19 protein-coding genes are annotated in these 21,012 nt (G+C 66.1%); 10 read left to right on the forward strand and 9 right to left on the reverse strand.

Going from position 1 to position 21,012, the window contains the following annotated elements:
• Nucleotides 1-140 precede the first annotated feature (140 nt).
• Both G3O06_RS13455 and G3O06_RS13460 read left to right on the forward strand, forming a co-directional pair.
• On the forward strand, nucleotides 141-2,255 hold the full coding sequence (locus tag G3O06_RS13455) for a TonB-dependent receptor (protein WP_205816361.1): 2,115 nt from the start codon (nucleotides 141-143) through the stop codon (nucleotides 2,253-2,255).
• Between the two features lie 53 nt (nucleotides 2,256-2,308).
• A complete protein-coding gene (locus G3O06_RS13460) occupies nucleotides 2,309-4,426 on the forward strand; it encodes a TonB-dependent receptor (RefSeq protein ID WP_205816316.1) in 2,118 nt (705 codons plus the stop codon).
• A gap of 72 nt (nucleotides 4,427-4,498) precedes the next feature.
• Here the strand turns inward: G3O06_RS13460 and G3O06_RS13465 are convergent, their stop codons facing one another.
• The 4 genes from G3O06_RS13465 to G3O06_RS13480 form a co-directional block, all read right to left on the reverse strand.
• Nucleotides 4,499-4,864, reverse strand: coding sequence for a copper resistance protein CopC (locus tag G3O06_RS13465; RefSeq protein ID WP_205816317.1), 366 nt, complete (start codon nucleotides 4,862-4,864; stop codon nucleotides 4,499-4,501).
• Nucleotides 4,865-4,880: 16 nt separating this feature from the next.
• Nucleotides 4,881-5,798, reverse strand: a complete 918-nt coding sequence (locus G3O06_RS13470) for a hypothetical protein (protein ID WP_205816318.1) — start codon at nucleotides 5,796-5,798, stop codon at nucleotides 4,881-4,883.
• Nucleotides 5,799-5,906: 108 nt separating this feature from the next.
• Complete coding sequence (locus G3O06_RS13475; protein ID WP_205816319.1) at nucleotides 5,907-6,293, reverse strand: DUF2946 domain-containing protein; 387 nt, start codon at nucleotides 6,291-6,293, stop codon at nucleotides 5,907-5,909.
• A gap of 193 nt (nucleotides 6,294-6,486) precedes the next feature.
• A complete protein-coding gene (locus G3O06_RS13480; protein WP_205816320.1) occupies nucleotides 6,487-7,731 on the reverse strand; it encodes an NADH:flavin oxidoreductase/NADH oxidase family protein in 1,245 nt (414 codons plus the stop codon).
• 78 nt (nucleotides 7,732-7,809) lie between these two features.
• Between G3O06_RS13480 and G3O06_RS13485 the strand changes: the two genes are divergently transcribed.
• From G3O06_RS13485 to G3O06_RS13495, 3 genes are all read left to right on the forward strand, one after another.
• Nucleotides 7,810-8,280, forward strand: coding sequence for a MerR family transcriptional regulator (locus tag G3O06_RS13485; RefSeq protein ID WP_175004508.1), 471 nt, complete (start codon nucleotides 7,810-7,812; stop codon nucleotides 8,278-8,280).
• A gap of 110 nt (nucleotides 8,281-8,390) precedes the next feature.
• The gene (locus tag G3O06_RS13490) at nucleotides 8,391-9,089 is read left to right on the forward strand and encodes a hypothetical protein (RefSeq protein WP_205816321.1); all 699 of its coding nucleotides are present in this window, start codon (nucleotides 8,391-8,393) and stop codon (nucleotides 9,087-9,089) included.
• Between the two features lie 153 nt (nucleotides 9,090-9,242).
• Nucleotides 9,243-9,563: a DUF1330 domain-containing protein gene (locus G3O06_RS13495; RefSeq protein ID WP_205816322.1), complete on the forward strand. Its 321-nt coding sequence runs from the start codon at nucleotides 9,243-9,245 to the stop codon at nucleotides 9,561-9,563.
• Nucleotides 9,564-9,623: 60 nt separating this feature from the next.
• On the opposite strand, the gene G3O06_RS13500 is transcribed toward G3O06_RS13495, so the two are convergent.
• Complete coding sequence (locus tag G3O06_RS13500) at nucleotides 9,624-10,349, reverse strand: SEL1-like repeat protein (RefSeq protein ID WP_174999595.1); 726 nt, start codon at nucleotides 10,347-10,349, stop codon at nucleotides 9,624-9,626.
• 204 nt (nucleotides 10,350-10,553) lie between these two features.
• Complete coding sequence (locus G3O06_RS13505; RefSeq protein ID WP_205816323.1) at nucleotides 10,554-11,387, reverse strand: NAD(P)-dependent oxidoreductase; 834 nt, start codon at nucleotides 11,385-11,387, stop codon at nucleotides 10,554-10,556.
• Between the two features lie 81 nt (nucleotides 11,388-11,468).
• Between G3O06_RS13505 and G3O06_RS13510 the strand changes: the two genes are divergently transcribed.
• Nucleotides 11,469-12,572: a LacI family DNA-binding transcriptional regulator gene (locus G3O06_RS13510; RefSeq protein WP_174970454.1), complete on the forward strand. Its 1,104-nt coding sequence runs from the start codon at nucleotides 11,469-11,471 to the stop codon at nucleotides 12,570-12,572.
• A gap of 86 nt (nucleotides 12,573-12,658) precedes the next feature.
• On the opposite strand, the gene G3O06_RS13515 is transcribed toward G3O06_RS13510, so the two are convergent.
• Nucleotides 12,659-13,951 (reverse strand): MFS transporter, encoded by a 1,293-nt coding sequence (locus tag G3O06_RS13515; RefSeq protein ID WP_174970453.1) that lies wholly within the window; start codon nucleotides 13,949-13,951, stop codon nucleotides 12,659-12,661.
• 320 nt (nucleotides 13,952-14,271) lie between these two features.
• On the opposite strand from G3O06_RS13515, the gene G3O06_RS13520 reads away from it, so the two are divergent.
• Both G3O06_RS13520 and G3O06_RS13525 read left to right on the forward strand, forming a co-directional pair.
• Entirely contained in the window at nucleotides 14,272-15,750 is a 1,479-nt protein-coding gene (locus G3O06_RS13520) for a DNA-3-methyladenine glycosylase 2 family protein (protein ID WP_205816324.1), read from the forward strand.
• Nucleotides 15,747-16,280, forward strand: a complete 534-nt coding sequence (locus G3O06_RS13525) for a methylated-DNA--[protein]-cysteine S-methyltransferase (protein WP_174915781.1) — start codon at nucleotides 15,747-15,749, stop codon at nucleotides 16,278-16,280. The genes G3O06_RS13520 and G3O06_RS13525 overlap by 4 nt, the downstream gene beginning before the upstream one ends.
• Before the next feature lie 19 nt (nucleotides 16,281-16,299).
• Here G3O06_RS13525 and G3O06_RS13530 read toward each other — a convergent pair whose 3' ends face one another.
• Nucleotides 16,300-17,118, reverse strand: a complete 819-nt coding sequence (locus G3O06_RS13530; protein WP_174915782.1) for a helix-turn-helix transcriptional regulator — start codon at nucleotides 17,116-17,118, stop codon at nucleotides 16,300-16,302.
• Between the two features lie 77 nt (nucleotides 17,119-17,195).
• Between G3O06_RS13530 and panB the strand changes: the two genes are divergently transcribed.
• Complete coding sequence (gene panB / locus G3O06_RS13535) at nucleotides 17,196-18,053, forward strand: 3-methyl-2-oxobutanoate hydroxymethyltransferase (protein ID WP_205816325.1); 858 nt, start codon at nucleotides 17,196-17,198, stop codon at nucleotides 18,051-18,053.
• 51 nt (nucleotides 18,054-18,104) lie between these two features.
• Here the strand turns inward: panB and G3O06_RS13540 are convergent, their stop codons facing one another.
• Entirely contained in the window at nucleotides 18,105-18,596 is a 492-nt protein-coding gene (locus G3O06_RS13540) for an Lrp/AsnC family transcriptional regulator (RefSeq protein WP_205816326.1), read from the reverse strand.
• A gap of 156 nt (nucleotides 18,597-18,752) precedes the next feature.
• On the opposite strand from G3O06_RS13540, the gene glmS reads away from it, so the two are divergent.
• Nucleotides 18,753-20,582, forward strand: a complete 1,830-nt coding sequence (glmS, locus tag G3O06_RS13545) for a glutamine--fructose-6-phosphate transaminase (isomerizing) (protein WP_205816327.1) — start codon at nucleotides 18,753-18,755, stop codon at nucleotides 20,580-20,582.
• Nucleotides 20,583-21,012: the final 430 nt, after the last annotated feature.

Raw genomic sequence — 21,012 nt, forward strand, 5'->3', positions numbered from 1 at the left:
GGCGCCGTCCGCTTCGCCTGCCCGCCCTGACGGTGCCCGATGCCGAACCCGCGCGCGTGACCACGCGCGGCGGCCGGCGCCGCGCATGGCGCGCATCGTGTCCGACTCATCGTCGTCACCCTGACCATACATACAACGACATGTTTCCCTTGACCCGTATTGCCGTCGCGCTGTCCGGCGCGATCTCCGTGCTCTCCGCATCGGCCGCATGCGCACAAGGCACCGCCGCGCCGGCCGACGCACCGGCGGCGTCGACGCTGCCCGCGATCAACGTCAACGCAACCCGCGAGATGGACTCGCTGACGTCGAAATCGACCGGCAGCCTGAAACGCACGCTCGAGCAGACGGTCGGCTCGGCGGGCTTCGTCGATGCCGACAGCTACCGGAACACCTACGCGTTCACGCTGCGCGACGTGCTGAAGGACGTGCCTGGCGTGTTCGTCGAGAACCGCTACGGCCAGGAGCTGCGGCTGTCGATTCGCGGCTCCGGGATTGCCCGCTCGTACCACACGCGCGGCCTCGAGATCCTGCAGGATGGCATCCCGACCAACCTCGCGGACGGTAGCGGCGACTACTACCAGATCGATCCGCTCGCGCTGCAGGCGGTGCAGGTCTACAAGGGCGGCAACGGCCTCGCATACGGAGCGTCGACGCTCGGCGGCGCGATCGACTTCATCACGCCGACCGCCTACACGGCCGACGCGCCGAACATCCTGCGCGTGGAAGGCGGTAGCTACGGCACGGTGCGCACGAGCGCGCAGATCTCGCGCGTGCTCGGCCCGCTCGATTTCCTCGCGAACTTCAGCGTCAATCACGCGGACGGCTATCGCGATCACGCGAAGGGGCAATACGAGCAGTTCAACGCGAACGTCGGCTACCGGTTCAGCCCGACGGTCGAGACGCGCTTCTACGTCGGCGTGTACGTCGTCGACCAGTTGCTGCCGGGCACGCTGTCGCTGTCCGACGCGCTGAACAATCCGACCAAGGCCGCACCGAACGCGATATCGGGTGACCAGGCGCGCAACACGCGCACCGAGCGGATCGCGAACCGCACCACGGTGAAGCTCGATTCGGGCGAACTGCAGTTCGACACGTGGGCGATCCACAAGAGCCTCTATCACCCGATCTTCCAGGCACTCGACCAGGACGGCTGGACCTACGGCTTCGCACCGCGCTACACGGGGCACCTGACGCTCGGCGGGATGCGCAACGACCTGATCGTCGGCGCGCGCTTCTTCGGCGGCCGCACGCAGGCGAACCAGTACGTGAACGTCAACGGCAACAAGGGGGCCCAGACGCTCGACTCGACGCAGACGGCGTTCAATTACGAGGCCTACGTCGAGAACCGGCTGTTCTTCGTGCCGACCGTCGCGCTGATGACGGGCGTGAAGGTGCTGCACTCGGTGCGCGAGTACATCGACAACGGCGGGCTGCCGCGTAACCCGAACTACAAGTCGACGAACGCGAGCTACAGCGGCGTCAATCCGAAGCTCGGCCTGCTGTGGCAGCCGGATGCTCACACCCAGGCCTACGTCGACATCACGCGCAGCCAGGACGTGCCCGACTTCACCGACCTCACGCAGACCTTCTCGAACACGACGCGCTTCACGCCGCTCGCGGCGCAGCACGCATGGACGATCGAGTTCGGCACGCGCGGCTCGCGCGAGCGCGTGAGCTGGGACGTGACCGCGTATCGCTCGCTCGTGCGCGACCAGTTGCTGCAGTACACGACGAACCCGGATGTCCCGGCGTCGACGTTCAACGCGAACAAGACGGTGCTGCAAGGGATCGAGGCCGGCGCGTCGGTCGAGCTGCTGCGCAACGTCACCGGGCGCGGCGCCGGCGACAAGGTCACGCTGTCGGGCATCTGGAACCTGAACGACTTCCGCTTCAAGAACGACCCGCAGTACGGCAACAACCGGATCGCGGGCGTGCCGCTGAACGTGCTGCGCGCGACGCTCGGTTACGCACGGCCGAGCGGCTTCCACATCGCCGCGACGCTCGACTGGGTGCCGTCGGGCGCGTGGGCCGACGACGCGAACACGTTGCGCGTGCCGAGCTACACGCTGCTCGGGCTGCAGGCCGGCTACGACTTCCGTAACGGGCTGTCGCTGTTCGTCGACGCGCGCAACCTGACCAACAAGCGCTACGTGAGCGACATCAGCACGGTCGCGGATGCGCGCACCGCGAACACCGCGATCTTCTATCCGGGTGAAGGGCGCAGCGTGTTCGCCGGCATGCGATACGCGTTCTGATGCGCCGCCTTTCAAGAAACACCGCATTAAACAGATTCAAAGGAAACCGAAACATGAAGTTCAGATTGATGCTGCCCGCCGCCTTGCTCGCGGCCTTCTCGCCCACCGGGCAGGCACAGGAAAGCGACGTCAAGCACACCGGGACCACGCTTGCACCGATTCGCGTCAACGCACAGAAGGCGACGCCGCTCACGCAGCCGCTCGACACCGGCAGCCGCCTCGGCTTGACTTCGCTCGAAACGCCCGCGAGCGTCGAGCAGATCGATCGCAAGACGCTCGACACGCGCGGCGACAATTCGATCGTCGACGCGGTGAGCCGCGCCGCCGGTATCAGCGCGTCACCGCATCCCGGCAACGGCGGTTCGGAGCTCGGCGCGCGCGGCTTCGTCGGCGCGTCGTCGGTCACGCAGCTCTATGACGGCGTGCGCCCGTACGGTGCGATCGGCATCACGTTTCCGTTCGACACGTGGTCGGTCGACCATATCGACGTGCTGCGCGGCCCGGCTTCGGTGATCTACGGCGAAGGCGCGATCGGCGGTGTCGTCAACATCGTGCCGAAGAAGCCGACGCGCGGCGCGATCCAGAACGAGCTGCAGGTCGGCGGCGGCACCGAGGGCACGGCGCGGGCCGCGTTCGGCAGCGGCGGCGCGATCAACGACAAGCTGTCGTACCGCTTCGACATCAGCGGCAACCGTTCGTCGAACTGGGTCGACCGCGGCAATTCGCGCAACCTGTCGTTCTCCGGCGCGCTGCGCTACGACGTGACGTCCGACCTGTACGTGACGGCGTCGTACGCGCAGGGCTTCCAGCATCCGATGCAGTATTTCGGCGTGCCGCTCGTGAACGGCGCGCGCGATCGCGCACTCGACAAGAAGAACTACAACGTCGGCGACAGCGACATCGCGTTCCGCGACAGCTGGGCGACGGTGTCTGCGAACTGGCAGCCGAGCGACAGCCTGAACGTGACGAGCACACTGTACCGGATGAAGAGCAACCGTCACTGGAAGGATGCGGAGTACTACACGTACCTGCCGTCGACCGCGCAAGTACGGCGCAGCAGCTACACGGAGATCTTCCACGACCAGGAGCAGTACGGCAACGTGACGGCGGCCACCGTCACCAGCGCGCTGCTCGGGATGCGCAACACGTTCTCGACGGGCTTCGAGTTCAATCACACGACGTTCCAGCACGACAACAACTCGCCGTATTCGGGCACGTCGACGGTCGATCCGTTCAACTTCGATCCGGGCAGCTTCATCAACACGGCCGGCACCTATCCGAAGTACCGCAGCCAGGCGAACCAGTACGCGCTGTTCGCCGAGAACCGGCTGGAAATCACGCCGCGCTGGTCGGTGATCGGCGGGCTGCGCTACGACCACGCGAGCGTGAACCGCGACGATCTCGTGAACGGCGGCGCATTCACGAAGGTGTTCGCGAACACCGGCTGGCGCATCGGCACCGTGTACGACGTGCAGCCCGGCCTCGCCGTGTACGGCCAGTATTCGGTCGCGGCCGATCCGATCAGCTCGCTGCTGTCGCTGAATGCGTCGAAGGCGAACTTCACGCTCGCGACGGGCCGGCAGATCGAAATCGGCGTGAAGCAGTCGTTCCTCGGCGGCAAGGCGGAATGGACGCTCGCCGCGTACCGGATCGTCAAGAGCAATCTCCTGACGGCCGATCCGCTGAACCCGAACCAGTCGATCCAGATCGGCCAGCAGTCGTCGCGCGGGCTCGAGGCGACGGTCGGCGCGGAGATCGCGAAAGACTGGCGCGTCGACGCGAACGTGTCGATCCTGCGCGCGAAATACGACGACTTCCAGCAGACGTCCGGCGGCACAACGGTCTCGCGCGCGGGCAACGTGCCCGTGTCGGTGCCGCAGCGGCTCGCGAACCTGTGGGTGAGCTGGCACTTCGCGCCGGACTGGACGGGCATCGCGGGCGTCAAGTACGTCGGCAAGCGCTTCGCCGACACCGCGAACCAGCTCGTGATGCCGTCGTACACCACCGTCGACCTCGGCCTCGCGTGGAAGCCGCGCAAGGACACGACGATCACCGCGCGCGCGTACAACGTGTTCAACCGCCGCTTCGTGCAGTCCGCGTACTACAACGAGACGCAGTACCTGCTCGGCAACGACCGGCGGCTCGAAGTGCTGGCGAACTACCGGTTCTGATGCTGCGCGATGCGGCGCGCCGCACCCGCTGCCGGCGCGCACACGTGGCGCCGGGTGCGGGCGCGGCGAGCGTCACTTCACCGTGAACGCGTAGTGCCCCTGCGTGCGGTGGCCGTCGAGCGCGACGGCTACCCACGCCACCGTGTAGACGCCCGGCGTCAGCGGGTTCAGCGCGACCGACATGTGCTTGCGGTTCGACGCGTCGACTTCGGCCTTGCCGTTCGTGACGGCGTGGCCCTGCGCATCGGTGACGGCGATCGAGCTGAACGCGGGTTCGAGCCCATCGTCGAAATCGATCGCGACGCGCGGCGGCGACGCAGTCACGGTCTCGCCCGCGGACGGCGCCTGATGCGTCGGGAACGCATGGGCATGCGCGAACTGCGCGCCGGCGAGCAGCAGCGCGGCAGCGGCCGCGCGCATCCAGGTCAAGCGGTTCATGTGGTTGCTCCGTCGATCAGAAAAGCGGCTTGCCGAGCGAGCCGGGGAACAGGTCGTCGAAATACAGATGCGCATCGAAGATCACGCCGACGTGATGGCCGCTCGCGCGATTGACCGGAATCTGCGCCTCGACACCGAACTGCCCGTAGCGATTGAGCCACAGCACACCGGGGTTGAGCGTCCCGGTCGTCTGGCCCGAACACGCGCCCGCGGTGCAGGTGCTCATCGGCGCCTCGACGACGAAAATCATGTTGCTGAGCGGTTGCGGCAGGCCGAGGTTCTTCACCTGCTGCTGCAGGTACGGGATGCTGTATTGCAGCGTCACGCCCCAGCCGAGCGAATTCGGCCCCTGGTCGGACGACGCGGTGGTCAGGTTCGGCCCGAGTTCGGCCGTAAGCGCGAGCGGGCGCAGATAGCCGAGCGACGCGGGCAGATCGCCGAAGCCCTTGCCGACATAAACGGCCGGCGTGAACGTCGAGTACGCATTCGCGATCGATTTCGCGCCGGTGCCGCCGATCTCGGTCTTGAAGCCGACCGACGCCATGAATTCGTGCGCGGGGTTCGTGTAAGCGAGGTACTTCACGCCGAGCGTCACGTTGTCCCAGCCCTTCGCGGAGCCACCATCCGGCGCGTTCTGCGATACGTACTGGCTGGCGACGCTGAACGCGAGGTTCTTCGTGATCAGCTTGTTCCACTCGTACGACACGGTATTGACGTTGATGGTGTTGCCGCTGTCGTCGGAGGACTTGATGTGGCCGAACTGCGTGTCGAATTCGTCGCCGACACCGGGGTCGTCCACGGTCATCGTCGCGGGAAAGACGCGATCGCCGACCACGGCGTGCGCGTTCGCAAAAGAAGCATGGGACAGGCCGGCGATGGCGGCCAGCAGCGCGGCACACGCGCAGGGTGCGTGCCGTTGGTTCAAGCGGGGCATGTTGTGTGTTCTCCGGTTGTCGTTCGATGCCGTCGCGCATGCGCGCGACGAACGGCCGCTCGCTCCAGTCTCGAAGCGGCGGCGGTCAGGCGGAAAGATCAGACGAGCTCAGGAGAACGCAGGAGGTGCGCGCGATTGCGCGACGGTATGGACGAGACGGACGCGGGCCGGAATCGATGCCGACACGATCGGCCGTTGCGAATCCGGAAGCGGAACAGCGAATGCAACGGCATGACTCGGCAGCGCGACGGCATGGGCAACGAAGCTGCAATAAGGACAAGCGTGCCAGTGCGCCTTGACGCCATGCGCGGGCTTGCCGTCGTCGTGCGCGATGACCACCGCTTCGTCGACACTTGCCGTGCAATAGACGGCCAGCGTATCGACGAGCCTGTGACGCGACGCCATCATCTGCGAGACCGCAGGGGCGAGCGCCATCATCAGGATTGCGATCAATCCGATCAGGCTGCCTGGCTTGCGGAAACGGGCGACGTGCATGACGCGCGACGAGGATGGAATGCGATGAAGATGGTGGATTATGCCACGCTGAAATCGCGCTCAGGCGCCTGAATAATGCAGTAAACAGGCTCGATATTTCGGAAAGCAATCCGAAAGTATCGAGCCTCGAAACGACCCGCCAGGCGACGGGCCGATCAGTGCGGGACCGTCGATTCAGCCCCGCCCACACACGTCACGCATGCGTGCCCGCCGCGCGCCCAGCCATCCACTTCCGGTAGCGCCGCGTCTGGCACTGCGCGGCCAGTTGCTGCCTGACCAGCGCGCGCAGCGGCGACACCTGCGGGTGCGTGCGCCGGCCTTCGCTGAGCCGCGTGAGCTGGAACTTCACGACGGCCATGTTGGCCAGCGCGCCCAGCGCCTTGTTCTTCCAGCGGATCGGTTCCAGCACCGGCGCGCTGTCCTTGCCGGCCCGCCAGTCGCGCGGCAGGTTCGGCTCGATCGACAACGCGGTCGCGATGCCGACCATCGCCACGCCGCTATCGACCACCTGCTCGGCAACCACGCGGCGCCGGATGCCGCCCGTGACCATCAGCGGCATCCGCGCGACGGCCGTGATGTCGCGCGCGAATTCGAGGAAATACGCTTCACGGGCCAGCGTGCGCCCGTCGCGCGCCTCGCCCTGCATCGCCGGCACTTCATAGCTGCCGCCCGACAGTTCGACGAGATCGACGCCGAGCGGATTCAGCAGTTCGACCACGCGCTTCGCATCGTCCGCGCTGAAGCCGCCGCGCTGGAAATCGGCCGAGTTCAGCTTGACCGCGACCGCGAATTCCGGCGACACCGTCGCGCGCACGTCCCTCACGATATCGAGCAGCAGGCGTGCGCGATTCTCGATGCTGCCGCCCCACTGATCCTGCCGGCGGTTCGTCAGCGGCGACAGGAACTGGCTCAGCAGATAGCCGTGCGCCGCGTGAATCTCCACGCCATTGAAGCCGCTCTGCTCCGCGAGTTGGGCGGCGCGCACGAAGCGCCGCTGCACGTCGGCGATATCGGCTTGCGTCATCTCCTTCGGCACCGGGAACTGCTTCGACAGCGCACCGAGCGCGAGCGGCACGGCCGACGGCGCGAGCGTCGTCTGGCCGAGCGCCGCCTGCATCTGGCGCCCCGGGTGATTGATCTGCATCCACACGTGCGCGCCGCCCGAGCGCGCCACCTGCGCCCATTGGCGGAAGCGGTCGAGATGCGCATCGCTCTCGAGCACGACGCCGTTCGGCCCCGTCATCGCGCGGCCGTCCACCATCACGTTGCCGGTCAGGATCAGGCCGACCTGGCCATCGGCCCACGCCTGGTACAGGCGCAGCAACGCGTCGGACGGTGCGTGGTTCGCATCGGCCATGTTCTCTTCCATCGCGGCCTTGGCCAGACGGTTCGGAATCACCGCCCCGTTGGGCAGTGTCAGCGGTGTAAACAGGTTCATGGAGGGCACCCTCGATTGACGATGCCCAACGATAACTTTAAAGTCAACTTTAAGGTCAAGCGTCTTTTGGAGCACACCATGAAAATCGGCGAACTGGCGAAGGCGAGCGGCCTCGCGGCGTCGCGCATCCGTTTCTACGAAGCAAGCGGGCTGCTCGAACCGGCCCGTCGGCAGGCAAACGGCTATCGTGAATACGGGTCGGAAGCGTTGACGCGGCTCGCGATCATCGACCGCGCGCAGCGCGCGGGCTTCGCGCTCGACGAAATCCGCGCGGTGCTGCCGCCCGATCTCGGCGCATGGCCGCGCGACGAATTGCTGGCCGCGCTGCGGCACAAGGTCGACGAAATCGTGCTGCTCGAACGGCGTCTCGCGCAGAACCGGCAACATCTGGAGGTGCTGATCGACGAGATCGAGAACAAGCCCGAGGGCGAGGATTGCGCGGGCACCGCGCAACGGATGCTCGACCGGCTGTGCGCGCAGGCCGACGCAGCGCCGGCATCGGCGCCGGTGCCCGCGCCCGTCCCCCGGCCGACGCGCAAACGCGCATGACTGGTTACACTGCCGCACCTGCGAACCTGCGAACAACACTCAGCGCTGCGGCGAGACGAGACGACGTGTGCACGTCGGCTTCCGCGGCGCGACCTCATGACCCGATCCGCATGACGATCCCCCGTATCAAAGGATTCCTCGTCGCCGCGCTGCTGACGTTCGGCATCGGCAGCGCCTGCGCCGCGACGTGCGGCGACACACCCTCTTCGATCCGTTGCCCGGACACATCCGACCTTCCGCACGACATCGTCGCGCAGCTTCCCGCCGGCTACGAAGCACTGGATGCTGCATCAGGGCGCCTGACCGACAGCGCCCGCGTCGGCTATGTCGTCGTCGCGCATCAGCCCGACGATTCGATGCGCAAGGCGTCGCTGCGTCCGCTGATGATCTTCCTGCCGGACAAGGACGGGCACTACCGGCTCGCGGCGCGCAACGACACCGTGATCATGAAAGCCGACGAAGGCGGGATGGGCGATCCGTATCTGGACGGCGTTGCCGAGAACGCGCTCACGATCGAACCGCGCACCTTCACGGTCGAACAGGGCGTATTTGCGGGGCCGAACCACTGGCGCGACCGCGTGACGTTTCGCTACGACGCCGCGCATCGCACATGGGTGTTCCATCGCGAAGTGATGCGGAACTGGCGCTTCAACGAGGATCCGAACGGCGATGCGCTGAAAGCCGACCCGGTGCGCGTCACGCGCGCTAATGCAGCGAAGGCCGTCACGTTCGAAGCGTGGCGGCCGAGTTACTGGTGCGATTCGGCCGAGCGGCGCGACAGCGATCCGGCTTGCAGCAAGCAGCATTGACGGCTGCGCCGCTGAACGGCTGCACTGGCTGGCGACGCGTGTGGCCAAGCGGCCGTGCGGATTTGCTTACGTCGCAGGTAATCGACCCGCGCCGCCCGCGCCACGATCATGGCTCCATCGACGCACGAACCGCGTCACGCCAAGGAGCCCGCCATGACCGCCTACGCCATCGCCCACCTGCACGACGTCGAGATGTGCGACGACATCGTCGAATACCTCGAACGCATCGACGGCACGCTCGCGCCGTACGACGGCCATTTCGTGATTCACGGCGCGCGCCCGGAAGTACGCGAAGGTGTGTGGCGCGGCGACCTGATCGCGATCGTGTTTCCCGATCTCGACACGGCGCGCGCCTGGTACGAATCGGACGCATACCGGCAAATCCAGCCGCTGCGCGCGCAGCACGCGAGCGGCCCGCTGATCCTGATCGACGGCGTCGACGAGCGGCACAGGGCGACCGACATCCTGCGTTGAGGCGCTACGTGTTGTGCCCTGCCCATCCGCGACGCGGCAGGCGTGCGCCCGGATACCGCGTTACATCCCGTCGAGCGGTTGCCCCGGCTCCCACGCGTCGACGATCGCTTTCGCCTGCGCGCGATCACGCGCCGACAGCGCGCGTTCGAGGTCGCCGCCCACGACCTCGGAAAACCTGACCTTGTAGCTGCCTTTCCCGGCCTTCACCGCGGCAAGATAGAACGTGTAAGCGGTCCGCAGGTTCTGCTTCACGCCGCGCCCTTGCTGATAGAGCGTCCCCATGCTTTCGAGCCCCAGCGGATCGCCCTGGCGCGCAGCCGCGCGATACAGCGCAATGCCCTTCTTGAGGTCTTCGGGCAGCTTCATCCCCATGTCGTACATCATGCCGAGCGCGCTCTGTGCGGGCGCGTAGCCACGATCGGCCGCCAGCTGAAAGCAATCCGCGGCCACGCGGAAATAGCGCTTGGCCGGATCCTCCTCGTACCGGAACAGCCGCCACGCGATATCGTCGATCCGTACGCCCATGTCGTATTGCGTCTTCACGTCGCCATGCTGCGCGGCGATGAAGCTCCACTTGACCGCCTGCTCCTTGTCAACATCTACGTCGCCGTAGTACTCGCCGAGCAATGCTGCCGCTTCGGCGTTACCTGCGTTCGCCGCGGTCGTCAGTTCGGGGATGGCTGTCTGGTAGTCGTCTTTCTTGTAGGCGTCCAGGCCGCCCTGCAAATCGGCAAATGCCGGCGCAACGGCCAGCGCAATGCACAGCGCCAATAGGGTCTTTTTCATTGCTCTCGATATTGTGATTATTCGATCGGATAGCGGCGAAGCGCGACATCGTGCCCCCACGTGTCGCGCTTCGCATGCAGCCGTCCGGTGCGTATCGTCGTTCTGCGGCCCCGCATGGCGGAACCTGTCGCACCGGATGGCTTTCCTTTTACCGCAATCGCAAATCCGTCGTCAATGAAGCGCCCCCTCGATTGGCCGTGCCGCCTACGCCTTCCGCTCCATCGGTTCGCCGACGACGAACCCGCCGCCCTGGAACCGCTGCGCGGGATCGTCGTAGTCGGCGGTCGGCGCCGTCACCGAGAACAGCCCGGTGAACTGCTCGGAGCTGTCGCGCGGGCGGAAGCCGAGGAAGCCGGCCTTCGTGTTGTCCCACCACTTCACCCGGTTGTCCGACGCGCCGTACACGATCGCGTGCCCGACGCGGTTCGTCAGCAGCGAGCAGCGCACGAGCTCGATGAAGTCGCGATAGCTGAGGAACGTCACGAGCATGCGCGGATTCTTCGGCACTTCGAACGACGAGCCGATCCGCAGGCACACCGTCTCGATCCCGAAGCGGTCGAAGTAGTAGCGCGACAGCGATTCGCCGAAGCACTTCGTCACGCCGTACAGGCTGTCGGGGCGCAGCGGCGAATCGGCGTCGAGCACCTCCGTGACCGGATGGAAGCCGATCGCATGGTTCGAGCTTGCGAACACGACGCGCTTCACGCCATGCTTGCGCGCGGCTTCGTACAGGTTGTACGTGCCGGTGATGTTCGCGCCGACGAGATCGTCGAACGGCGCATCGACCGAAATGCCGCCGAGATGGACGATCGCGTCCACGCCGTCGACGAGCTGCATCACCGCGGCCCGGTCGGCCAGGTCGACGACGCGGGTTTCTTCATGCGCGGCCGCGTCGCCGAGCGTCGCGATGTCGCTGACGCGCACGACGTCGGCCCAGTCGGCAAGCGCGCCGCGCAACTGGCGGCCGAGGTTGCCGGCCGCGCCCGTCAGCAGCAGGCGCCCGAACGGTTTGCGCGCGCCGGTGGATGAGGCGTTCATCGAATCTCCTTGAATCTGGCTGAAATCTGACTGAATCGGAAAACGTTTTCCAACTATACGCGGGAGCGCCGCCGAACGTCAATGGTCGAACCCGTTCGCAGCCATCCGCACTTTCCCGATATTGGCGCGTGGCCGCGCGCGCCCTTTTTCTGCCACAATCCGGCGTTATCGGACGAAAACGTTACCCTTCGAATGAAAAAAGTTTCCCCGACGATCCGCGACGTGGCGGCGGAAGCCGGCGTGTCGGTCGCGACGGTATCGAAGTACGTGAACGGCACGCAGCGCTTCTCGCCGACCGTCGAGGCACGGCTCAAGGAGGCGATCGAACGGCTCGGCTACCGTTCGAACCCGCTCGCGCGCTCGATGATCACCGGCCGCACACGCACGATCGGCCTCGTGATCCTCGACATCAGCAACCCGCACTTCACGAACGTGGTGAAGGGCGCGAACCGCGTCGCGCTGCAGCACGACTACACGCTGCTACTCGTCGATACCGAGGAAAACCAGGCGCGCGAACGCTCGCTGATCGAGGCGCTTGCGCAGCGCGTCGACGGGCTGATCGTCAGTACGCGGATGCCGGATGACGAAGCCGGCTGGATGCTCGATCTCAACAAGCCGCTCGTGCTGCTGCGTCGCAGCCCCGGCCTACCGATTCCGAGTGTCGGCATCGACAACCGGCTGTCGACCTACATGCTCGCGCGCCACCTGCTCAATCTCGGCCACACGCGCATCGCGTATCTCGGCTTCGGCACGGCACGCGTGAACGACGAGCGGATCCAGGGCGCGCGCGACTGCCTCGCCGAAGCCGGGCTCACGCTCGACGTGCACGATGCGCATGCACCGACCGCCGAAGCCGGCGAGCGCGCCTGCTCGCGCGTGATGCTCGGGCCGCAACGCCCGCAGGCGGTGATCTGCTACAACGACCTGATCGCGCTCGGCTTCATGAAGGAAGCCGCGTCGCTCGGCTTCCGGCTGCCGCAGGATGTATCGGTCGCAGGCATCGACAACGTGCCGTACGGCGAATACGCGGCGCCCGCGCTGACCACCGTCGACATCCAGAGCGAGAACATGGGCGAGCTCGCGATGCAGAAACTGATCGACGCACTCGCGGGCCGCACCGATGCGAGCTATTCGACGTTCGAGCCGCGGCTGATCATGCGCGCGTCGACGGCCGCGGTCGGCTGAGTTCCCTGCTTCGCGCCTTCAAAAGAAAACGCGCCGCCCTCGGGCGGCGCGTTCGTTTGCAGACACGCGATTACACGATCACTCCATCACGCGTCGAGTTGCGCGGGCTTCATCTTCGGCGTGAGCACGTGCATCACGGCCAACGCGATCAGGTAGGCCGATGCGCCGATCGCGAACAGCACCCAGTAGTGGCCCGTGCGCTGCAGCACCTGGCCGATCACTTCCGAGAACAGCACGCCGCCGATCGAACCGGCCATCCCGCCGATGCCGACCACCGATGCCACCGCGCGGCGCGGGAACAGGTCGGACGCCGTCGTGAACAGGTTCGCCGACCAGCCCTGGTGCGCGGCGGCGGCGAGGCCGACGATCAGCACCGCGGCCCACAGGCTCTGCACTTGCGACACGAACGCGATCGGCAGCACGCAGCATGCGCAGATCAGCATCGTCGTCTTGCGCGCGCCGTTCACGCTCCAGCCCGCGCGCAGCAGCATCGACGACAGCCAGCCGCCGCCGATGCTGCCGACCGTCGTCAGCGCGTAGATGCAGACGAGCGGCAGGCCGATGTGCTGCATGTCCATCCCGCGCGATTCGTTGAGCCACTTCGGAAGCCAGAACAGGTAGAACCACCACACCGGGTCGGTCAGGAACTTGCCGATCAGGAACGCCCACGTCTCGCGCTTGCGGATCAGTTCGCCCCAGCGCGGCGCACCGGCATTCGCGTTCGCCGCGTCGAGCGCTTCGGCTTCGTCGCGCGGCTCGTTGTACTCGGCGGCGAGCGCGCGCGTATCGGCCTGGCGATAGAACACGAGCCACACCGCGAGCCACACGAGGCCGATCGCGCCGATGATCACGAACGCCGCGCGCCAGCCGTAGGCCACCGCGATCGCCGGGATGATCGCCGGTGCGAACACCGCACCGATGTTCGCGCCCGAGTTGAAGATGCCGGTGGCGAGCGCGCGTTCGCGGCGCGGAAACCATTCGGCCGTCGTCTTGATCGCGGCCGGGAAGTTGCCGCCCTCGCCGATCCCGAGCAGCGCGCGCACGAACGCGAAGCCCATCACCGAGCCGACCGCCGCGTGCAGCATCGCTGCGATGCTCCACACCAGCATCGCCAGCGCGTACGAAATACGCGTGCCGAGCCGGTCGACGATGCGCCCGAAGCCAAGCAGGCCGATCGCATAGAACGCGGAAAACGCCATCACGATGCGGCCGTACTGCACCTGGCTCCAGCCGATGTCGTGCTGGAGCATCGGCGCGAGCAGGCCGAGGATCTGTCGATCCATATAGTTGATGACGGTCGCGAAAAACAGCAGCGCACAGACGGTCCAGCGGTAGCGGCTGGCGGCAGCGCGCACGGCGCCGACGACGGCAGATTGCATGAATGTCTCCGATGCGCGGCCGCGCCCGTCGCGCCGCACGAATTTCGTTGACCGGCGACCGGCGCCGGGGCGGACGGCGGCGCGCTGTCGCGCACGGCCGATTCCGCCGATCAATCTGGAAAACGTTTTTCAAAGGATAGGGCGTGTGCCGGTGCCCTGTCAGTCGGGGATTTCGATGAGTCATCTCAAATTGGTCGCGGCAAAAGAGATGACTGTTTCACCACGTGGCATTAACCGTTTTTCCCGGATTTTCCCGACAGGCGCGCGTGGGGACGGCCACCGATACACATGTCCGATTCCAGCCAGAATCGGGGGCCGGGATGGTTTACAGTCGTCTCATGCGCCTCGATCCCGATACCTGCTACGACGCCCTGCTTTCGCGGAACCGCCGCTTCGACGGCTGGTTCTTCGTCGGCGTCGCAACGACGGGCGTGTATTGCCGCCCCGTCTGCCCGGTGAAGCCGCCGAAAGCGCAGAACTGCAGCTACTACCCCACCGCCGCGGCCGCCGAGAAAGTCGGCTTCCGGCCCTGCATGCGCTGCCGCCCCGAGCTCGCGCCCGGCCACGGGCTGCTCGACCTGTCCGGCAATCTTGCCGACGCGGCCGCCACACTGATCGAGGACGGTTTCCTGAACACCCATTCCGTCGAAGCGCTCGCGCAGCGCGTCGGCGTGACCGAGCGCCATCTGCGCCGGATCTTCGGCGCGCAGTTCGGCGTGTCGCCGGTCGAGTTCGCGCAGACGCACCGGCTGCTGATGGCCAAGCGGCTCCTGACCGATACCGCGCTGCCGGTGGCCGTCGTCGCGTCGACGGCCGGGTTCGGCAGCGTGCGGCGCTTCAACGACCTGTTCCTGCAGCGTTACGGCCTCAATCCGCTGCGGCTGCGCAAAGGGGCCCGCGCGTCGGCCGATGGCGACATGACGTTCCCGCTGCCGTACCGGCCGCCGTTCGCATGGGACGACCTGATGCGTTTTCTCGCGCAGCGGCAGATCGACGGCGTCGAGCGGATCGATGCGCAGGGTTATGCGCGTGTCGTTGAATTGCCGAACCGGAACGGCAACGACGGTAACGGGCGCGTTGCCGGGTGGCTGTCCGTCGCGCACGTGCCGCAGCGCTTCGCGCTGGCCGTCACCGTATCGCCCGCGCTGACGCCGGTCGTACCGGCCGTGCTCGCTCGCGTGCGGCGGCTGTTCGATCTCGACAGCCGCCCCGACGTAATCGACTCGCATCTCGGCGAACTCGCGAGCGGCTCGCCGGGCCTGCGTGTGCCCGGCGCGTTCGACGGCGTCGAGATTGCGATCCGTGCGATCGCGGGCGAACGGCTTGCGGCGACGCACGAAGGCACGCCTGTGCTGGCACGCATCGCCGAGCGTTTCGGCACATCGATCGAAGGCGCGCCGCCGGGCCTCACGCACGCGCTGCCCTCCGCCGCGACGCTGGCCGCGCTGCCGCCTTCCGCGCTTGAAACGATCGGCATCGCGCGCGATACCGCACAGGCGATCGTGTCGCTCGCACGCGCCGTCGACGACGGCACGCTCGCGCTCGAACCGATGGCGCCGCTCGACGCGACGCTTGCCGCGCTGCGCGCGCTGCCCGGCTTCGACGAACGCGCGGTGCAGTACGTCGCGATGCGCGCGATGGCCTGGCCGAATGCGTTCCCGGCCGACGATGCGTGGCTTCCCGCCCGCGCCGAACGCGCCCGTGTGCCATCATCCGCGCCGCATGCGGCGCGCTGGGCGCCGTGGCGCGCGTATGCCGCACTGCACGTGTGGCGCCTTCATGGAGATGTGCTGCGATGACTCCCGCTCACCTGATTCCGAGCCCGCTGGGCGACATCGCCGTACGTATCGAGGACGATGCGCTGACGGGCCTCTACTTCGTCGGCCAGAAATACTTCCCGCCGGTAGCGATCGTGACCGAAGCGGATGCGCTCGCGATGTCGCCGCTTGCGCGCAAGGTCGCGGAAGAAGTCGCGGAATACTTCACCGGCACGCGCGAAACGTTCTCGGTGCCGATTCACTTGCGCGGCACCGCGTTTCAGCGACGGGTATGGAAGGAACTGCTCGCGATTCCGTTCGGCGAACTCGTGACGTACGGCGAGATCACCGAACGCGTCGGGTTGCCGATGAGCGGCGCGCGCGCGGTGGGTGGTGCGGTCGGCCGGAACCCGGTGTCGATCATGGTGCCGTGCCATCGCGTGGTCGGCGCATCGGGCAGCCTGACCGGCTATGCGGGCGGCATCGACCGCAAGCGTGCGCTACTGTCGCTCGAAGGCGCGGGGTTCGAGCGCGGCGCCCACCATCCGGTGCAGCAGGCGCTCGCGTTCTGAGCAGTAATACGCGACCGCGTTAAGCGTTCAGCACGGGCCGGCGGGCTTCACGCTTCGCATACGCGCCGGGCGTCACCTGGAATTTCGCCTGGAACAGCGCGATGAACGACGACGTCGAGTCGTAACCCAGTTGCGCGGCCACCGCGCCGATCGGCTCACCGGCATCGAGCAGCGGCAATGACGCCAGCAGCCGCACCGCCTGCCGCCATTCGGTAAACGACAGCCCCGTGTCCTGCCGGAACAGCCGCGACAGCGTGCGCCGCGTCGCGCCGACCTGATGGCCCCATTCGTCGAGATTGCGCGTATCGCCCGGATACGCATGCAACGCACGCGCGATTTTCAGCAGACGCGGATCGCGCGGCAGCGGCACCGTCAGCGGCGCCTGCCGCATCCGTGCGATCCGGTCGGCGATCAGGCAGACGAGCGCACCGTCGGGCCCCGTCTCGTCGTAGTTCACCGGCAATTCGGCCGTGGCGATCACCAGCTCGCGCAGCAGCGGCGTCATGCAGAGGATCGCGCAATCGTCGTGCACGTCGTCGCGCGCGATCGCGGCATCGAGATACAGGCTGTGGAACGCGACGCAATCGCGCGTCGACACCGCGTGCGGCACGTGCGGCGGAATCCACATCGCATAGTGCGGCGGCAGCAGGTGCCGGCCCGACGGCGTCGACACCTCGAGCACGCCGCTCGTCGCATACATCAGCTGCGCCCACGGATGACTGTGCGCGTCGATGCTTACGTTGCCGGGAATCCCGAACGCGCGCACGTACAGTGGCCTCGGTAGGCGCGCCATTGGCGGCACCGCGTAAGGGTCACCCGATTGTCCCGCCAGCAACATAAGACGTCCTCCGAAGGTCATTGCACGAACGAGCGCGATGCTACCGTGGCGGCTCTTCTTTCACACGGCTTCCGTTCATGAGCGCTCATACCCGCACCACCCGCAAGACCGTCACCACGATCCGCTCGACCAAGGGCATCGGCAGCCTCGTATCGCTGACCGCGTATTCCGCGCCGATGGCGAAGCTCGTCGACGAGGTGGCCGACGTGATCATCGTCGGCGACTCCGTCGGCATGGTGCTGTACGGGATGCCCGATACGCTGCGCGTCACGCTCGACATGATGATTGCACACGGTGCGGCCGTCGTGCGCGGCGCCGCGCAGGCGTGCGTCGTCGTCGACCTGCCGTTCTCGACGTATCAGGAATCGCCCGCGCAAGCGTATCGCTCCGCCGCGCGCCTGCTCGCCGAAACCGGCGCGCAGGCCGTGAAGCTCGAAGGCGGCAGCGAGATGGCTGACACGATACGCTTCCTGACCGAGCGCGGCATTCCGGTGATGGCGCACATTGGCCTCATGCCGCAGCAGGCCAACGCGACGGGCGGCTTCCGCGCGCAGGGGATGGACCCGCGTTCGGCCGCGCAGGTGTTCGACGCCGCATGCTCGGCCGAGCGGGCCGGCGCGTTCAGCGTCGTCATCGAGGGCACTGCCGAAGCGCTCGCGCGCCATATCACCGAAACACTGACGATCCCGACGATCGGCATCGGCGCATCGCCCGCGTGCGACGGCCAGGTGCTCGTGACCGAGGACATGATCGGCGCATTCGATGCGTACACGCCGCGCTTCGTGAAGCGTTATGCCGATGCGAACGCGGTGATGCGCGATGCGATTCGTCAGTACGCGCACGACGTGCGCCAGCGTGTGTTTCCGGAGCCCGCGCATTGCTTCGGGTATGGCAAGCCGCTGCAATTGGTGGGCGTGGCTGACGCGGCTGCGTGATGACGTGATGACGTCGCGAAGGCATTCGCGAACGCATCGCGAATGCCTCGATCACGCTCGCTTGCGCATCGCATGCGCGACCCGCGCGTTCGCCTCGAACTTCGCGCGATGCGTCGAGAAGAATGTCCGCACGTTGCGGACGTTCGACGCGCCGGTGAACAGCCTCCGCGCGAATTCGTCGTATTCGGCGACGTCGGCCAGATCGGCCACCACGACGAAATCCGGCCCCGGCGACACGCGGTAGCACTGCGTGACGGCCGGCTCCGCGCACACGTACGCTTCGAACGCGTCGTACTCTTCGGCCGTCTGCCGGTCGAGGCTGATCTCGATCAGCGCGGTGACGGCCGTGCCGATCGCCACCGGGTCGAGCACAGCGACCTGCCGGCGGATCACGCCGGCCTCCGTCAGCCGCCGCACGCGACGCATGCAGGTGGGCGGCGACGACAGCGCGCGCTCGGCCAGTTGCAGGTTCGACACCGACGCGTCGTCCTGCAGGATCGCGAGGATGCGCAGGTCGAGATCGTCGAGGGTGATGCCGGCCATCGGCGGCTCCTTCCGGTCAGGACATGAAATTTAATTTCAACATGATAGACGATCTACCAATTGTTTCATTTGTTATTGAATTTTGAAATTTAATTCCATTTTACTCGCCCTACCATCGCTCTCACTGGACCAGACAGGACATTTACGGAGCGCGATATGTGTGGAATTGTCGGGGCGGTCGCCCAGCGGGACATCCTGCCGAACCTGGTCGACGGCCTGAAGCGGCTCGAATACCGCGGCTACGATTCATGCGGCGTCGTGGTCTACCGCGACCGGGCGCTGGCGCGCGCCCGCAGCGTCGACCGTGTGGCCAACCTGCAGCGCGAGATCGCCGAGCATGCGCTGTCGGGCTACACCGGCATCGCGCATACGCGCTGGGCCACGCACGGCGCGCCCGTCACGCTCAACGCCCATCCGCACTTCTCGCCGAGCGACGCCAATGCACGCATCGCGCTGTCGCATAACGGGATCATCGAGAACTGCGACCAACTCCGCGCCGAACTGCAGGCGCACGGCTACGTGTTCGCGAGCCAGACCGACAGCGAGGCGATCGCGCACCTGATCGATCATCTGTATGACGGCGATCTGTTCGATGCGGTCCGGCGTGCGGTTGCGCGACTGCGCGGCAGCTATGCGATCGCGGTGATGTGCCGCGACGAGCCGCACCGGATCGTCGGCGCGCGCGACGGGATGCCGCTCGTCGTTGGCGTCGGCGAAGGCGAGAATTTTCTGGCGTCGGATGCGATTGCGCTGTCGGGGATCACCGATCGCATCGCTTACCTCGAGAACGGTGACGTTGCCGATATTCAACTGCATCGCTACTGGATCGTCGATGCGGCCGGCCAGCGCGTCGAGCGCGCGGTGCAGCGGGTCGCCGCGCATAGCGGTGCGGCCGATCTCGGGTCGTATCGCTACTACATGCAGAAGGAGATCTTCGAGCAGCCGCAGGCGGTGGCCGATACGTTGCTCGATGTGTCGTCGATCATGCCGGAGTTGTTCGGTGACGGTGCGTGGCGGGTTATCAATGATGTCGATTCGGTGTTGTTGCTCGCGTGTGGTGGTAGCTATCACGCGGCGCTTACGGCGAAATACTGGATCGAGAGCATCGCGAAGCTGCCGGCTAGTGTGGAAATTGCGAGCGAGTTTCGGTATCGCGACAGTGTGCCGAATCCGCGCACGCTCGTTGTCGCCGTGTCGCAAAGCGGTGAGACGGCCGATGTGCTTGGTGCGGTGCATGTCGCCAAGCAAAGCGGGATGATGCATACGCTCGCAATCTGCAACGTCGCGACAAGTGCGTTGATGCGGGAATGTGCGCTGCAGTTTGTCACGCGTGCGGGGATCGAGATCGGCGTGGCCTCGACGAAGGCTTTTACGACGCAGCTCGTTGCGTTGTTTCTGCTGACGTTGTCGCTTGCGCAGGTGCGTGGGCGGTTAAGCGACGACGAAGAGAAGGAGCATCTGCGCGCGCTGCGGCATCTGCCCGATGCGATGTCGAAAGTGCTCGCGCTCGAACCGCAAATCATGGCGTGGTCGGAACTGCTGGCGCGACGCGACAACATGCTGTTTCTCGGGCGCGGGATGCATTATCCGATCGCGCTGGAAGGCGCACTGAAGATGAAGGAGATTTCGTATATTCACGCGGAGGCTTATCCGGCCGGGGAGCTGAAGCATGGGCCGCTGGCGCTGGTGAGTAACGAGATGCCGGTGATTGCGGTTGCGCCGAATGACATGCTGCTCGAAAAGCTCCGGTCGAACATGCATGAAGTCAGTGCGCGGAATGGCAAGCTTTTTGTGTTCGCGGATGTGGACTGCGGGTTGGTGCCGAGTGAAGGCATCGAGGTGATTCGGCTCAATGAATACTACGGGCCGCTTTCGCCGATTCTGCATACGGTGCCGATGCAGCTGCTCGCGTATCACGCCGCGCTGGCACGGGGGACGGATATCGATAAGCCAAGGAATCTGGCGAAATCAGTGACGGTGGAGTGAGGGTCTCCGAATCAGCGATTCGGGTTGCTAAGTTGCATTAATTTCGGTTACAGGCCCCTCCATTTGGATTCAGTTACGGGGCGCTGACCTATCGCTGAGCCTTGTCGCACCAGGCGTAACCAGAACTATTGTCAAAGGGGCGCTGGAGCCATTTCCAGCCCCCCTTTTTTGCGATTGCCCGAGCATTCTGGCATCCGTTGCATAGGGTCTCTGCGTGTTGAGTAATCATGCCGGCGCCAGTTTTCCGCCTGCACCGCAGGCCGCAGCTCTGCTCAAGTCCAATCTCCCGAAACGAAGAAAGTATGCCCGAACACGGGCCGGGCATCGCGACACGTCCGGCGCTGCCGACGATAGTCTCCCCGCGTTTCGTCGTCTTGTCGAAAACGTTTGCAACAATATTCGTCAAAAAAATACTGATTTTTCGGTATAC

The sequence above is a fragment of the Burkholderia sp. Ac-20345 genome, from assembly GCF_017104825.1.
Lineage (GTDB): Bacteria > Pseudomonadota > Gammaproteobacteria > Burkholderiales > Burkholderiaceae > Burkholderia > Burkholderia lata_B.